We start from the raw sequence: 13,494 nt of genomic DNA, 5'->3' as shown, positions 1-13,494 counted from the left end.
TCGGTCGGGGCGCCCGGGCACAGCGGAGGGTCGGGCTCAGCGCGGCGGCTCCGTGCGGGTGACTCGGGCGACGAGGTCGGACCAGCCGGCCTCCAGCCGCTCCAGCGGCATCCCGCACTCCTTCGTCAGGTGGTGGATGAGCGCCGGGTCGAGGTATCCGATCAGCGTCTGGGCCAGCAGCACGCAGTCCGCGTCCGGCACCGCCTGCCGCAGCAGCAGGGTGACGTGCCCCGAGAGCGCCCGAAGCGGCGGGGAGGAGAAGCGGCGGGCCGGTTCCGGCTGGGCCGCGAGCTGGAGTTCGAGCTGCTCGGAGGACTGTCGCAGGACGGCCCGGCCGAACGCGTGCAGCCGCTCGACGGGCGGCGCTCCCGGGCCCAGCGGCGGCGGGCCTCCGAGGAAGGCGGCCTGTAGCTGCCGCGCGGAGTGGTCGAGCAGGGCCATCAGGAGCCCGGTGCGGTCGCCGAAGCGGCGGAACACCGTGCCCTTGCCCACGGAGGCCGCGGCGGCCACCGCCTCCATCGTGACCCCGGCCGCCCCGTGCTCGGCGACCAGGCGGGCGGCGGCCTCCAGCAGCCGGGCTCGGTTGCGCGCGGCGTCGGCCCGCAGGCAGGGCTCGTCCGCACTGGAGGCGATCTCCAGCAGGAGCGGCTCGCTGGACGGCTCCCCGGCTTTCGGAAACGGCGGCAGTGACGCGGACATGCAGCCAGCCTAACGCCTCGGGAAGAAAACTGGACCGCGGTCCGTTTGCCTGGTAGAACTTTTAAACGGACCCCGGTCCGGATCGTTACGGCAATGTTTCAGCCCCCCATTGGAGTTCCCATGTCTGTTCGCATCCTCGCGCTCGTCGGCAGCCTCCGAGTCGGCTCGCACAACCGGCAGCTCGCCGAGGCCGCCGTCAAGCTCGCCCCCGAGGGCGCGGAGGTCGAGCTGTACGAGGGCCTGGCCGACATCCCCTTCTACAACGAGGACATCGACGTCGAGGGCGCCGTTCCCGCCGCCGCCGCACGGCTGCGCGCGGCCGCGTCCGCCGCCGACGCCCTGCTGCTCTTCTCGCCCGAGTACAACGGCACCATCCCCGCCGTCCTCAAGAACGCCATCGACTGGCTGTCCCGCCCCTACGGCGCCGGCGCCCTCAGCGACAAGCCCGTCGCCGTCGTCGGCACCGCCTTCGGCCAGTTCGGCGGAGTCTGGGCGCAGGACGAGACCCGCAAGGCCGCGGGCATCGCCGGCGCCAGGGTCCTGGAGGACATCAAGCTCTCCATCCCCGGTTCCGTGACGCGCTTCGCCTCGACCCACCCGGCCGACGACGCCGAGGTCGCCGCCCAGCTCACCGAGGTCATCGGCCTCATCCACGGCCAGGCCACCGCGCCCGCCGCCGCCTGACACCCCGTACCGCGGCACCCCGCACGGACCGAGGGGGCCGGAGCCCGCCCGACGGCCGGCTCCGGCCCCCTCGGCATGCCGCGCACCCTTCCCGGTGCGCGGGATGACGGAACCCCTCCCGGAGAGCGCCCCCCAGGGCGCCCCCGGCCCATCGCTCGGCCGACCGTGCCGCGGTCCGGCCCGAAAGGCCGCCGGTCCCCCATGACGACGACACCTCTTCCCGCACTCGCCGGACCGCCCGGACTCGTGGCCACCGACCTGGACGGAACACTGCTGCGCAGCGACGGGACCCTCTCCCGGCGCACCGCGGACGCCCTCGCCGCGGCGGAGGCCGCCGGCATCCGGCTGGTCCTCGTCACAGGCCGCCCGCCGCGCAGCCTCCCGTCCCTGCACAGCGGCATCGGACGGTACTTCGCGATCACCGCCAACGGCGCCGCCGTGTACGCGCCCGACGGCACGGCCGTCCGGCTGTCGCCCTTCCCCGCAGATTCGGTCGCCGGACTCGTGTCCCGGGTGCGCGCGGCCGTGCCCGGCGTCACCTTCGCCTTCGAGTACGCGTCGGCCTTCGGCCACGAACCCGGCTATCCGGCCTGGTCGTACGGGGAGTCGGCCGTCGAACCGGTGGGCACCGCCGATCAGTTGCTCGCACGGTCCCCCGGGCGGCCCGTGTTCAAGGTGCTCGCCCACCACCCGGACCTCGGGCTGCACGACTTCCACGCCAGGGCGTCGCTCGGCGCGGGCACCGACGCCGAGACCACCCACTCCACGGGGCTCGCGCTGGTCGAGTTCAGCGCACCGGGCGTCACCAAGGCCAGCGCGCTGACCGCGTGGAGCGCAGGCCTCGGCATCCACCCGGACGACATCGCGGCCTTCGGCGACATGCCCAACGACCTGCCGATGCTCCGGGCGGTGGGCCGCTCCTACGCCATGGCCAACGCCGACCCCGAGGTCCGGGCGGCGGCACGGTTCCACGCTCCCGGGAACGACGAGGACGGGGTGGCCCGCGTCCTGGAGCACTTCGTCCGACGGACCGGCCGGCTGCCCGCGTAGCACTCGGCGGCGGCCGATCACCGCCTGTCCGGGCCGGTCACCGCCGGTCGCGACCGGGCCTGTCCGCCGGCTGGCCGGGACTCCCCCGCCACGGAACCGCCGGGACCGGCATCGGCACGAGCATCGGGGCCGGCGCCGGCACCCGTTCAGCCGAGGTCGGCCAGCCTTTCGACCGCCGGCGCCACCGCGCGCCCGATCCAGGCGGCGGGGTCGTCCACGCTCGGGGCGAGGATCACCGTGTCGACGCCGAGTCCCGCGTACTCCCCCATCTCCCGGGTGAAGTCGTCGAGCCCCGACTCGTCCTGGTAACCCGCGTGGAGGATCGTGCGCCGGATCTTCTCGTACGGGCGTCCCACGGTCTCGCAGTGCCCGCGCAGCACGTCCAGCTTGTGCGCGACCTCCCGCGGGGACGAGGCGAACAGGTTGCAGGCGTCCCCGTACTGCGCGACCAGCCGCAGGGTCTTCTTCTCGCCGCCGCCACCGATCATGATCTCGGGGCGCGGGGCGCTCACCGGAGCCGGTACGCACAGGGTCTCCGCGAGCCGGTAGTGCTTCCCCTCGAACGGCCCGTTCGCCGACGGGTCCCACATCCGGAGGCAGATGCGCAGGGTTTCCTCCAGCCGCTCGAAACGCTCGGCGAGCGGCGGGAACGGCACTCCGAGTCCCTCGTGCTCACGGTCGTACCAGGCCGCGCCGATCCCCAGGGCGGCCCGCCCCCCGGACAGCACGTCGAGTGTCGTGGCGATCTTCGCGAGAAGTCCGGGGTGCCGGTAGGACACACCGGTGACGAGCGTGCCGAGCGTCACCGTCGAGGTGTGGGCGGCGAGGAAGCCGAGCGTCGTGTAGGCCTCCAGCATGGCGTTCTCGGCGCCGCCGTTGCCCTCCATCTGGAAGTAGTGGTCCATGACCGACAGCCAGCTCACGCCCGCGGCCTCGGCGGCGGCGCCCGCCGCGGCGAGTTCGGGCCCGAGCGCGACCGCGCCGCGCGGATGGTCGAACCTGTTGATGTGGACCCCGACCCGCATGTCCTGTCTCCGTCACCGTCGATTGGCCGCCGGACCGTCCCCGGCCACCGCCGACGCTAGATCCTGGAGCACTCTCGAAGTCAAGGCCCGCCCGGCCGCCGCGCCGAACCCCCTGGACCGGCACGGACCGGCACGGACCTGAACGGACCGGCCGGCGCGCCACCGCGGTCCTCCGTGCGGCGGCAGGAACTCGCCCGTCCCGTACCGCGCGGCGCGTCCGGACGTTACCGTGCGGTAGACGACCCGTTCACGGAGGTGGCCCATGACCCGTGCGACTCCCGACCGTGCCGCCGGCCTGGCCGGATGCGCCCGTGCCCTGGCCGACGGGACGGTGACCTCGCGGTCCCTGGTCGAGGACGCCCTCGCCAGGATCGAGGCCACCCGGGGCACCCTCAACGCCTTCCGGCTCGTACGGGCCGAAGCCGCGCTGGCCGAGGCCGACGCGGCGGACCGGGAGCTCGCGGCGGGCGGACGCCGGCCGCTGCTCGGGGTGCCGGTCGCGGTGAAGGACGACATGGACGTGGCCGGCATGCCGACGGCGTTCGGCTGCCGCGGGGAGTTCCCCCCGGTGGCCGAGGACGGCGAGGCGGTGCGGCGCCTGCGCGAGGCCGGTGCCGTGGTCGTCGGCAAGACCAACACCTGCGAGTTCGGCCAGTGGCCCTTCACCGAGGGGCCCGCCTTCGGCGAGACCCGCAACCCGTGGCACACCGGGCACACGCCGGGCGGCTCGTCCGGCGGCTCGGCGGCCGCGGTCGCGGCGGGCCTGGTACCCGCGGCACTGGGCTCGGACGGGGCGGGCTCGGTACGGATTCCGGCGTCCTGGACGCATCTGATCGGCATCAAGCCCCAGCGCGGCCGCATCTCGACCTGGCCGCGCGCCGAGTCCTTCCAGGGGATCACGGTCAACGGCACCCTCGCCCGCAACGTGGAGGACGCCGCCCTGCTCCTGGACGCGGCGAGCGGCAGCCACGCACACGATCTGCACCGCCCCGCCGCCCTGCGGGTGTCGGACGCGGTGGGCCGGGACCCGGGGCGCCTGCGCGTCGCGCTGTCCCTCAAGCCCCCCTTCACGGCGGTGCCCGCCCGGCTGATGCCCGAGGTGCGGTCCAGGGTCGTCGCCCTCGCCGAGCGGCTGGCCGCGCTGGGCCACGAGGTGGAGGAGGCGGATCCGCCGTACGGGCAGATCGGTCTGACGTTCGTTCCGCGCGCCACCGCCGGGATCGCCGAGCGGGTCCGCGAGTCGCCCCATCCCGCGCTGCTGGACGGCCGCACCCGTGACGCGGCCCGGCTCGGGCGGCTGCTCGGCGGTGTCCCGCTGCGGGCGGCCCGACGGGCGGAGGCACGCCTGCACCGCCGGATCGGCGCCTTCTTCGGGACGTACGACGTGGTCCTCGCGCCGACCACGGCCGCGCCCCCGCCGCGCATCGGCGCCCTGCACGAGCTGAGCGGCTTCCGGACGGACCGGGCGATGATCGCCGCGTGCCCGTACGCCTGGCCGTGGAACGTGCTGGGCTGGCCCGGCGTGAACGTACCGGCGGGCTTCGTGCGTGACGGACTGCCGGTGGGCGCGCAACTCCTCGGCCCGGCGGACAGCGAACCGCTTCTCGTGTCGCTGGCCGCGCAGTTGGAGGCCGACCTGCGGTGGCACGAGCACTGGCCGCCCGCTCCCTCCGAGCCCGTACCGGCGGAGTCCGGACCGGCCGTCGGCCCGTAGTCTGGGGAGATGGACGACGCGTCGATGGTGGGGCTGATGGGGCGGGTCACCGGCACGGTCGGGCCCGGACTCGTCGGCGAGGTGATCGTCCGGGTCCGCGGCGGCGCCGAGCACTTCCTGGCGTACGCCGCCGCCGGGAAGGAACGCATCGAGACGGGCACGGTGGTCATGGTGGTGGAGTACCTGCCGCCCCGGACGGTGTACGTCTCGGCGGCGTACGACGGCTGAACGGGCCTTACCCGCAAGGTGGTTGAGTCGAACTCCCCGGTATGCGACAGGTGCGCCCCGGGGAGGCGTCAAGGCTGCAACAAGACGGGGCCGGTGTCTGTACCCCCGTGCCCGCGCGGGCGCACACTGCCGTTCGTCCGGTGCCGACAGGGCACCATCCGACAGGGGGCGGGCCGATGGTTGTCGGCGTCGTGGCGGGGGCAGCGGTCCTCGCGCTCATCTTCGTCGTAGTGGTCTTCAAACTCATGTGGCGGGTCGCGGAACCCAACGAGGCACTGATCATCTCCGGTTCGAAGCACCGGACCGAGGGCCTCGAGGAGGGCATGGGCTTCCGCATCGTGACCGGGCGCGGCACGCTCGTGCTGCCGGGCGTCCAGGCGGTGCGCAAACTCTCCCTGGACCTGAACGAGACCGAGCTGTCCGTGGAGTGCGTGACCCATCAGGGCATCCCGCTCAAGGTGCGGGGCGTGGTCATCTTCAAGGTGGGCGACGACTTCGTGTCGATCGCCAACGCGGGCCGCCGCTTCCTCGACCAGCAGAAGCTGATGGCGGAACGGGTGCACAACGTGTTCGCGGGCCATCTCCGGTCCATCGTCGGCGGGTTGACCGTCGAGGACATGATCCGCGACCGGGACAAGCTCACCGGCCAGACACGGGCCGCCTGCGGCACGGAGATGGAGAAGCTGGGCCTGATCGTGGACTCACTGCAGATCCACGAGATCGAGGACCCCACGGGCTACATCAAGAACCTGGCGATGCCGCACGCCGCGGCGGTCCAGCGGGACGCCCGGATCGCCCAGGCGGAGGCCAACCGGCTGGCCACCGAGGCCGAACAGCAGGCCGCGGCACGGATGTCGGAGGCCACCAGGGACAGCGAGATCCTCCAGGCCGGGTACCAGGCGGAGCGCGACAAGGCGTCCGCGAAGGCCAGGCAGGCCGGACCGCTCGCGGACGCGGGCGCCCGGCAGGAGGTCGTGGTCCAGGAGACCCGTGTCGCCGAACTGGAGGCGCACCGCCGGGAACAGCAGCTCCAGGCGGACGTCCGCAAGCCGGCGGACGCGAAGGCGTACGAGAAGCGCACGCTGGCCGAGGCGGAGCGGGACGTGCGGATCTCCGCCGCGCAGGCCAAGGCGAGGGAGACCGAACTGGCCGCCGCCGCCGAGGCGACCCGGGTCAAGACGGCCGCGGGCGCCGAGGCCGAGGCGACGAAGGCACGCGGCGCCGCCGCGGCGACGGCGACCCGCGCCACCGGCGAGGCGGAGGCCGCCGCCCGGCAGGCCAGGGGCCTCGCGGTCGCCGAGTCGACCCGGGCGAAGGGACTGGCGGAGGCCGAGGCCATCAAGGCCCGGGCCGCCGCGCTCGCGGAGAACCCGGACGCGGTCGTCGCGCAGCAACTCGCCGAGAAGTGGCCGGAGATCGTCGAGGCGGGCGCGGGCGCGTTCGGCAACGTCGAGCACATGGTCCTGCTCAACGGCGCCGACGGCATGTCCGACATGTTCGCCAAGGCGCTCACGATGGGCGGCACCGGACTCGGTCTGGCCCGGCAGCTCCTGGCCTCGATGAACACGAACGGAGCGGGCCCGAACGGGACGGCCGCGAACGGGAGTCCGGCGGTCGGGAGCGTGCCCGCGCCCCGCCCTGTCCATGTGCCGGTGGACGGGTCGGACGACGACAGGAGCGACGGCGGCCCGGGCAACCGGGGCGGCGGCAAGAAGGGGTGAAACGGTGAGGTGTCGGGCGTACGGAGGCCGCGAACCGTACGCCCGGGGACCGGCCGCGCGGGGGCACGTTCTAACGTGACCCCGTGACTGCCTCCACCGATGAAGACGTGCCCGGCCGCTTCGGCCCCTCCGCGACCACCGAGGCCCAGGCCCGTCGGGTGGGCCGTGTCCGCACGGAGTACTCGCCCGCGCACGACGGCGATCCGGACCCCGGCGAGATCGTCTGGACGTGGGTCCCCTTCGAGGAGAACGACGGCCGCGGCAAGGACCGTCCCGTGCTGGTCGTGGCCCGCGAGGACACCGGCACCTTCCTGGCGGTGCAGTTGTCGAGCAAGCGGCACGACGGGGACCGGGAGTGGGTGCCGATCGGCAGCGGGCCCTGGGACCGCTCGGGGCGGGACTCCTGGGTGAACGTGGACCGGGTGCTCAGGCTGCACGAGAAGGGGATGCGCCGGGAAGCCTGCGCGCTGGACCGGATGCGGTTCAACCTCGTGGTCCACCGGTTGCGGGAGCGCTACGGCTGGCGGTGACGCGGGCGGCGGCGTGCGAGGCGGTCGGGTGCGGTCCGGCGCGGCCGGGCAGGGTCCGGCGCGGTCGGGCCGCGTCCCGGACCGAAGCGGGTGCGACCCCCGAACGCCAGACGCACGGCGTCCGTGGCGGTCGGGTGGCCCGTTCCGGCCCGGCCCACCCTGTCCCGCGACCGTCCCCGCCGCTCCGTGACGGCCGGCCCACGGCCCCGCTCCGTGACGGCCGGCCCCGCGGTCAGGACCGGTGCTCGCCGGACGGCGGGCGTTCCGCCCCGACTCCAGCGAAAGCGTGTTCGAACGCTCGGCGCACCACGGCGTCCCTCGTCCGGTCCAGCACCCCGAACACGATGTGCTCGAAGCGGCCCGCGAACCTGCCGCCGTCCCCGAGCAGGGCGCGGAACGCGCCGGCGACCTGCGCCGGGTCGTTCCGGAAGACTCCGCAGCCCCAGGCGCCGAGCACCAGCCGCGGGTAGCCGTGCGCGGCGGCCGTCTCCAGCACCCGCTCGGCCCGGACCGCGAGGGCGCGCGGCAGCTCGGGCGCGCGCTCCGGCGCGGTCCGCAGCACGACCCCGGCGTTGGGCGCGGCGGCGGTCAGGAATCCCGCCGTGTACGGCTCGTCCAGCAGCCGTCCCCGGTCGTCGCGGAAGACCGGGACGCCGGGCGAGTGGATCACCCGGTCGGTGTAGAAGGCGTCGCGGTGTGTGCGGTGGTGGTCGTAGAAGGCCCGGGCCTCCTTGACGCACGTGTAGAGCGCGGAGGCCCGACACAGGGCCTCCTCCTGCGCCTGCGCCCCGTTCAGGTACCCCCCGCCGGGATTGCGCGCCGAGGAGAAGTTCAGTACGGCCCTCGGGCCGGGCAGCCGGCGGGCCGCCTCCAGACTGCTCTCCCCGGTGACCTCGAAGAACGTGCGGGTCGCGGCGGTGGCGGCCGGGCCCGGTCCGTCCACGGGACGGGGCAGCGGGCCCGGTCCGTACATCCGCGTCCCCGCCCGCGCGGCGGCCACGGCGGCGGCGATCGACACCGCGCGTCCGTCGGCCGCGCGGTACGCGCCGGCGGCGACGATCTCCTCCGTCTCGCGCGCGATTCCCCGCAGGCGGGCACTCATGGCGTCACCCCCGTGCACGCCATGAACGCCGTCCCCGTGATCTCCCCCGTCGTGCCCATGAACGCATGGTGAGCGATCCTGGTACTGCGCCGCAACGGAGTTTCCAGGCCCCATAAGCGCCGATACGCACCCTTGTGCGAACGGACGCGAGGGTCTTGGGTGGGACGAGCGACTGTCGGCCCGGGCCATCCGAGTCCGGGCCGACGGCATGGATGGAGTCTCAGGAGGATCCCGACATGTCAGATTCGGTGAGTGACTGTACGGAGCGCCGCTCCGCCGTCACCGAGGCCGAAGTGGAGGCGCTGGTCCGCGGCATCTGCTTCAAGACCGGCCCGCCCAGGTACCTCGGCGTGGAAGTCGAATGGCTCGTTCACGAAGCGCGCTCGCCGCGCCTTCCCGTACCGCCCGAACGTCTCGAAGCGGCGTACGCCGCTCTGCGGACCCTGCCCCTGGCCTCGGCACTCACGGTCGAGCCCGGCGGCCAGCTGGAGCTCAGCTCCGCACCCGCGGCCTCCCTCATGGAATGCGTCGGGTCCGTCTCGGCCGACCTGGACGCCGTACGCGCGCTGCTCGCCGGGGAAGGCCTCACCCTCAGCGGAGCGGGCCAGGACCCCTGGCGGGAGCCGACCCGCTTCCTGCGCGAGCCGCGCTACGACGCCATGGAGGTGTGCCTCGACCGCGCGGGCCCCGAGGGCCGCGCCATGATGTGCACGTCCGCCTCCGTCCAGGTCTGCCTGGACGCCGGGTACGAGGAGCCCGGACCGCTCGGACTCGGGCGCCGCTGGTGGCTGGCGCACCAGCTCGGCGCGGTCCTGGTGGCGGCGTTCGCCAACTCCCCCATGGCAGGGGGACGGCTCACGGGCTGGCGGTCGACCCGCCAGTTCCTGTGGAGCGCCATGGACCAGGCCAGGACCGGCGCCCCGTCCCTCGACATCGACCCCAGGACGTCCTGGGCACGGCACGTCCTGGACGCGCCGGTCATGTGCGTACGGGCGCCGCAGGGCCCGTGGGAGGTGCCGGAGGACCTCACCTTCCGCGACTGGACCCGCTCGACGACACCGCCCGCCAGGGAGGACCTCGACTACCACCAGACCACGCTGTTCCCTCCGGTGCGCCCGCGCGGCCACCTGGAACTGCGGATGATCGACGCGCAGCCCGGCGACCACGGCTGGGTGGTGCCGCTGGCGGTGACGGCGGCACTGTTCGACGACCCCGAGGCCACGGAGACCGCCTACCGTGCGGTCAAGCCGCTCGCCGAGCGGGCCGGAACCGAGCCCGCCCCGCGCAACCCGCTGTGGACGGCCGCCGCCCGTACGGGCCTGGCCGACCCCGAACTGCGCGAGGCCGCCACGGTCTGCTTCGCGGCCGCCGCCGAGGCCCTGCCGCGGATCGGCGCGAGCACCGCGGTGCGCGAGGCCGTGGCGGCGTTCACCGACCGCTACGTGGCCAGGGGCCGCTGCCCCGCCGACGACCTGCTCGACCGTGTCCACCGCACCCACCGGACTCCCGGCGGCACGGACGACCTGCTCAACGGGAAGGACATCCGCCCATGACCGGCCCCGACACCCACATCGACGCCGTGGACCCCGAGGCGCTCAGGAAGCGCGCGCTGACGGCCCTGACCTCGGCCCGGGACCGCACCGCGCTGCTGACCTCCTGCGTGGAGGACTCCGAACTGACCGCGCAGCACTCGCCGCTGATGTCCCCGCTGGTGTGGGACCTCGCGCACATCGGCAACCAGGAGGAACTGTGGCTGCTGCGCAACGTCGCCGGCCGTGACGCGATGCGGCCCGAGATAGACGGGCTGTACGACGCGTTCGAGCACCCCCGGGCCGAACGGCCCTCCCTGCCGCTGCTGCCGCCCGCCGAGGCCCGGCACTACGCCGCCGAGGTGCGCGGCCGGGCGCTGGACGTACTGGAGAGCACCGCGTTGCGGGGCACTCCGCTGACGGAGGCCGGATTCGCCTTCGGCATGATCGCCCAGCACGAACAGCAGCACGACGAGACCATGCTGATCACCCATCAGCTCCGCAGGGGGCCGACCGCGCTCACCGCACCGGACCACATGCCGGCCCCCGCGTTCACGGGTCCTGCCGAAGTACTGGTCCCCGGCGGGCCGTTCACGATGGGCACCTCCACCGAGCCCTGGGCACTGGACAACGAACGGCCCGCGCACCAGCGCCTCGTACCGCCGTTCCACATCGACACGGTGCCCGTGACGAACGGCGCCTACCAGGCGTTCATCGCGGACGGCGGCTACACCGACGAGCGCTGGTGGGCGCCCGCCGGCTGGTCCCACATCAGGGCGCACTCCGTCGACGCCCCGCTGTTCTGGCGACGCGAGGGCGGCGAGTGGCTGCGCAGGCGCTTCGGCACGGTCGAACCCGTACCCCTCGACGAGCCGGTGCTGCACGTGAGCTGGTACGAGGCCGACGCGTACGCCCGCTGGGCCGGCCGGCGCCTGCCCACCGAGGTGGAGTGGGAGAAGGCGGCACGCCACGATCCGGCGGCCGGCCGCTCCACGCGCTACCCGTGGGGCGACGCGGACCCCACGCCCGAGCACGCCAACCTCGGCCAGCGCCATCTGCGTCCGGCGCCCGCGGGGAGCTACCCGCTGGGGCAGTCCCCGCTGGGCGTACGGCAGTTGATCGGCGACGTCTGGGAGTGGACGTCCAGCGACTTCCTGCCCTACCCGGGGTTCTCGGCGTTCCCGTACAAGGAGTACTCGGAGGTGTTCTTCGGGCCGGAGTGCAAGGTGCTGCGCGGCGGATCGTTCGCCGTCGACGCGGTGGCCTGCCGGGGGACGTTCCGCAACTGGGACTACCCGGTCCGCCGGCAGATCTTCTCGGGGTTCCGCACCGCACGCGACGCCGATCCGGAAGCCGCCTGATGTGCCGTCACCTCGCGTTCCTGGGGCCCCGTGAGACGCTGGGCAGCCTGCTCGTCGCACCGGCGCACAGCCTCTACCGGCAGTCCTGGGCCCCTCGCCGCCAGCGGCACGGCACCGTCAACGCCGACGGCTTCGGGGTCGGCTGGTACGCCGAGGACGACCCGGTGCCCGCGCGCTACCGGCGGGCCGGCCCGATCTGGGGCGACCAGTCGTTCGCCGATCTCGCGCGGGTCGTGCGGTCGGGCGCGATGCTCGCCGCGGTGCGCGACGCGACCCTGTCGGGCGCGGACGGGGAGGCCGCGGCGGCTCCGTTCGCCGCGGGCCCCTGGCTGTTCAGCCACAACGGGGCCGTAGCGGGCTGGCCGCGCTCCCTGGCGGCCCTCTCGCGCACGCTGCCGCCCGACGAGCTGCTGTCCATGGAGGCCCGCTGCGACGCCGCCCTGGTCTGGGCACTGGTCCTGCACCGGCTGCGCGGCGGCGACGAGGAGGGCCAGGCGCTCGCCGACACGGTCCTGGACGTCGCCGCCGCGGCGCCCGGATCACGGCTCAACCTGCTCCTCACCAACGGCGAGGTGATAGCCGCCACCGCCTGGGGCGACACCCTCTGGTACCTCTCCGAGCCCGGGCGGCGCACGGTCGTCGCCTCCGAACCGTACGACGACGATCCGCACTGGCAGGAGGTGCCTGACCGCACCCTGCTGGCCGCGAGCCGAGAGGACGTCCTGCTCACCCCGCTCAAGGACGTCGACGAACACCTGGCATCCGTCCCACCCAAGGAGCCCCGTACGTGAGCCCGTTCCTGGTCACCCGCACCCTGCCCGAGGACGCCACCGACGCGGCGCTGCGCGCCGACGTACTGACCGGCCTCGCGCGCACCCCGAAGTCGCTGCCGCCGAAGTGGTTCTACGACGCCCGCGGCAGCGAACTCTTCGAGGAGATCACCGCACTGCCCGAGTACTACCCGACGCGTGCCGAGCGCGAGATCCTCGTCGACCGGGCGCCCGAGATCGCCGCCGCGACCGGCGCGCGCACGCTGGTCGAGCTGGGGTCCGGCTCCTCCGAGAAGACCCGGCACCTGCTCGACGCGCTGACGGACCTGCACACGTACGTGCCGGTCGACGTGAGCGAGAGCGCGCTCACCCAGGCGGGTGAGGCGCTGGCCGCCGGGCGTCCGGGGCTGAACGTGCACGCCCTGATCGCCGACTTCACCGCGGGCCTCGAACTCCCGGACACCCCGGGGCCGCGGCTGGTCGCGTTCCTCGGCGGCACGATCGGCAACCTGCTGCCGGACGAGCGCGCCGCGTTCCTGGCGTCCGTACGGTCCCTCCTGTCGCCGGGGGACGCCCTGCTGCTCGGCACCGACCTGGTCAAGGACGAGTCGGTGCTCGTCGCCGCCTACGACGACGGCGCGGGGGTGACGGCCGCGTTCAACAAGAACGTGCTGTCGGTCGTGAACCGCGAACTCGGCGCCGACTTCGATCCCGGCCAGTTCACCCATGTCGCCCTCTGGGACCCCGAACGCGAGTGGATCGAGATGCGGCTGCGCGCCCGTTCGGCCCTGACCGTGAAGATCCCGGCGCTCGATCTCGCGGTGGACTTCGCGCGGGGCGAGGAGATGCGGACCGAGGTGTCGGCCAAGTTCCGCCAGGAGGGCGTACGCGCGGAGCTGGCCGCCGCCGCACTGGGCCTCACCCACTGGTGGACCGACTCCCGGGGCCGCTTCGCGCTGTCGCTCAGCACCGCCCGCTGACGCACCCTCCGCCGCGCCGCGCGGACGGCGTGGGCCCCGTGGCACGGGTCCACGTCTCGCGGTCCTCCGCCACGTGCGGCACCGTGGAATGACGCGTGGCA

The 13,494-nt window shown here is 74.1% G+C and carries 13 protein-coding genes; 10 read left to right on the top strand and 3 right to left on the bottom strand.

Annotated features, from left to right (window positions below):
* Positions 1-36: 36 nt before the first annotated feature.
* The gene (locus IE265_RS28850) at positions 37-699 is read right to left on the bottom strand and encodes a TetR/AcrR family transcriptional regulator (protein WP_190038655.1); all 663 of its coding nucleotides are present in this window, start codon (positions 697-699) and stop codon (positions 37-39) included.
* A 120-nt stretch (positions 700-819) separates the two neighbouring features.
* Between IE265_RS28850 and IE265_RS28845 the strand changes: the two genes are divergently transcribed.
* Together IE265_RS28845 and IE265_RS28840 are read left to right on the top strand one after the other, a co-directional pair.
* The gene (locus IE265_RS28845) at positions 820-1,383 is read left to right on the top strand and encodes an NAD(P)H-dependent oxidoreductase (protein ID WP_190038654.1); all 564 of its coding nucleotides are present in this window, start codon (positions 820-822) and stop codon (positions 1,381-1,383) included.
* Between the two features lie 201 nt (positions 1,384-1,584).
* Positions 1,585-2,433, top strand: coding sequence for an HAD family hydrolase (locus IE265_RS28840; RefSeq protein ID WP_190038653.1), 849 nt, complete (start codon positions 1,585-1,587; stop codon positions 2,431-2,433).
* Positions 2,434-2,579: 146 nt separating this feature from the next.
* Here IE265_RS28840 and IE265_RS28835 read toward each other — a convergent pair whose 3' ends face one another.
* Complete coding sequence (locus tag IE265_RS28835) at positions 2,580-3,458, bottom strand: LLM class F420-dependent oxidoreductase (RefSeq protein ID WP_190038652.1); 879 nt, start codon at positions 3,456-3,458, stop codon at positions 2,580-2,582.
* A 262-nt stretch (positions 3,459-3,720) separates the two neighbouring features.
* Here IE265_RS28835 and IE265_RS28830 point away from each other — a divergent pair, with 262 nt between their 5' ends.
* The 4 genes from IE265_RS28830 (at position 3,721) to IE265_RS28815 (ending at position 7,651) form a co-directional block, all read left to right on the top strand.
* Positions 3,721-5,172, top strand: a complete 1,452-nt coding sequence (locus tag IE265_RS28830) for an amidase (protein WP_190038651.1) — start codon at positions 3,721-3,723, stop codon at positions 5,170-5,172.
* Positions 5,173-5,181: 9 nt separating this feature from the next.
* Entirely contained in the window at positions 5,182-5,400 is a 219-nt protein-coding gene (locus IE265_RS28825) for an NfeD C-terminal domain-containing protein (protein ID WP_190038650.1), read from the top strand.
* 176 nt (positions 5,401-5,576) lie between these two features.
* Positions 5,577-7,121 (top strand): SPFH domain-containing protein, encoded by a 1,545-nt coding sequence (locus IE265_RS28820; protein ID WP_190038649.1) that lies wholly within the window; start codon positions 5,577-5,579, stop codon positions 7,119-7,121.
* A gap of 83 nt (positions 7,122-7,204) precedes the next feature.
* Complete coding sequence (locus tag IE265_RS28815) at positions 7,205-7,651, top strand: type II toxin-antitoxin system PemK/MazF family toxin (RefSeq protein ID WP_190038648.1); 447 nt, start codon at positions 7,205-7,207, stop codon at positions 7,649-7,651.
* Positions 7,652-7,883: 232 nt separating this feature from the next.
* Here IE265_RS28815 and IE265_RS28810 read toward each other — a convergent pair whose 3' ends face one another.
* Entirely contained in the window at positions 7,884-8,753 is an 870-nt protein-coding gene (locus IE265_RS28810; protein WP_190038647.1) for a TIGR02452 family protein, read from the bottom strand.
* 236 nt (positions 8,754-8,989) lie between these two features.
* Here IE265_RS28810 and egtA point away from each other — a divergent pair, with 236 nt between their 5' ends.
* From egtA to egtD, 4 genes are read left to right on the top strand one after another with little or no spacing between them, the layout of a single operon-like run.
* A complete protein-coding gene (gene egtA, locus IE265_RS28805; RefSeq protein WP_190038646.1) occupies positions 8,990-10,306 on the top strand; it encodes an ergothioneine biosynthesis glutamate--cysteine ligase EgtA in 1,317 nt (438 codons plus the stop codon).
* Positions 10,303-11,643, top strand: a complete 1,341-nt coding sequence (gene egtB / locus IE265_RS28800) for an ergothioneine biosynthesis protein EgtB (protein ID WP_190038645.1) — start codon at positions 10,303-10,305, stop codon at positions 11,641-11,643. Before egtA ends, egtB begins: the two co-directional genes overlap by 4 nt.
* Positions 11,643-12,434: an ergothioneine biosynthesis protein EgtC gene (gene egtC / locus IE265_RS28795; RefSeq protein ID WP_190038644.1), complete on the top strand. Its 792-nt coding sequence runs from the start codon at positions 11,643-11,645 to the stop codon at positions 12,432-12,434. Before egtB ends, egtC begins: the two co-directional genes overlap by 1 nt.
* The gene (gene egtD, locus IE265_RS28790; RefSeq protein WP_190038643.1) at positions 12,431-13,393 is read left to right on the top strand and encodes an L-histidine N(alpha)-methyltransferase; all 963 of its coding nucleotides are present in this window, start codon (positions 12,431-12,433) and stop codon (positions 13,391-13,393) included. The genes egtC and egtD overlap by 4 nt, the downstream gene beginning before the upstream one ends.
* Positions 13,394-13,494: the final 101 nt, after the last annotated feature.

Source organism: Streptomyces fructofermentans, assembly GCF_014651055.1.
Classification (GTDB): Bacteria; Actinomycetota; Actinomycetes; order Streptomycetales; family Streptomycetaceae; genus Streptomyces; species Streptomyces fructofermentans.
This window is presented reverse-complemented; position numbering and strand designations above follow the sequence as displayed.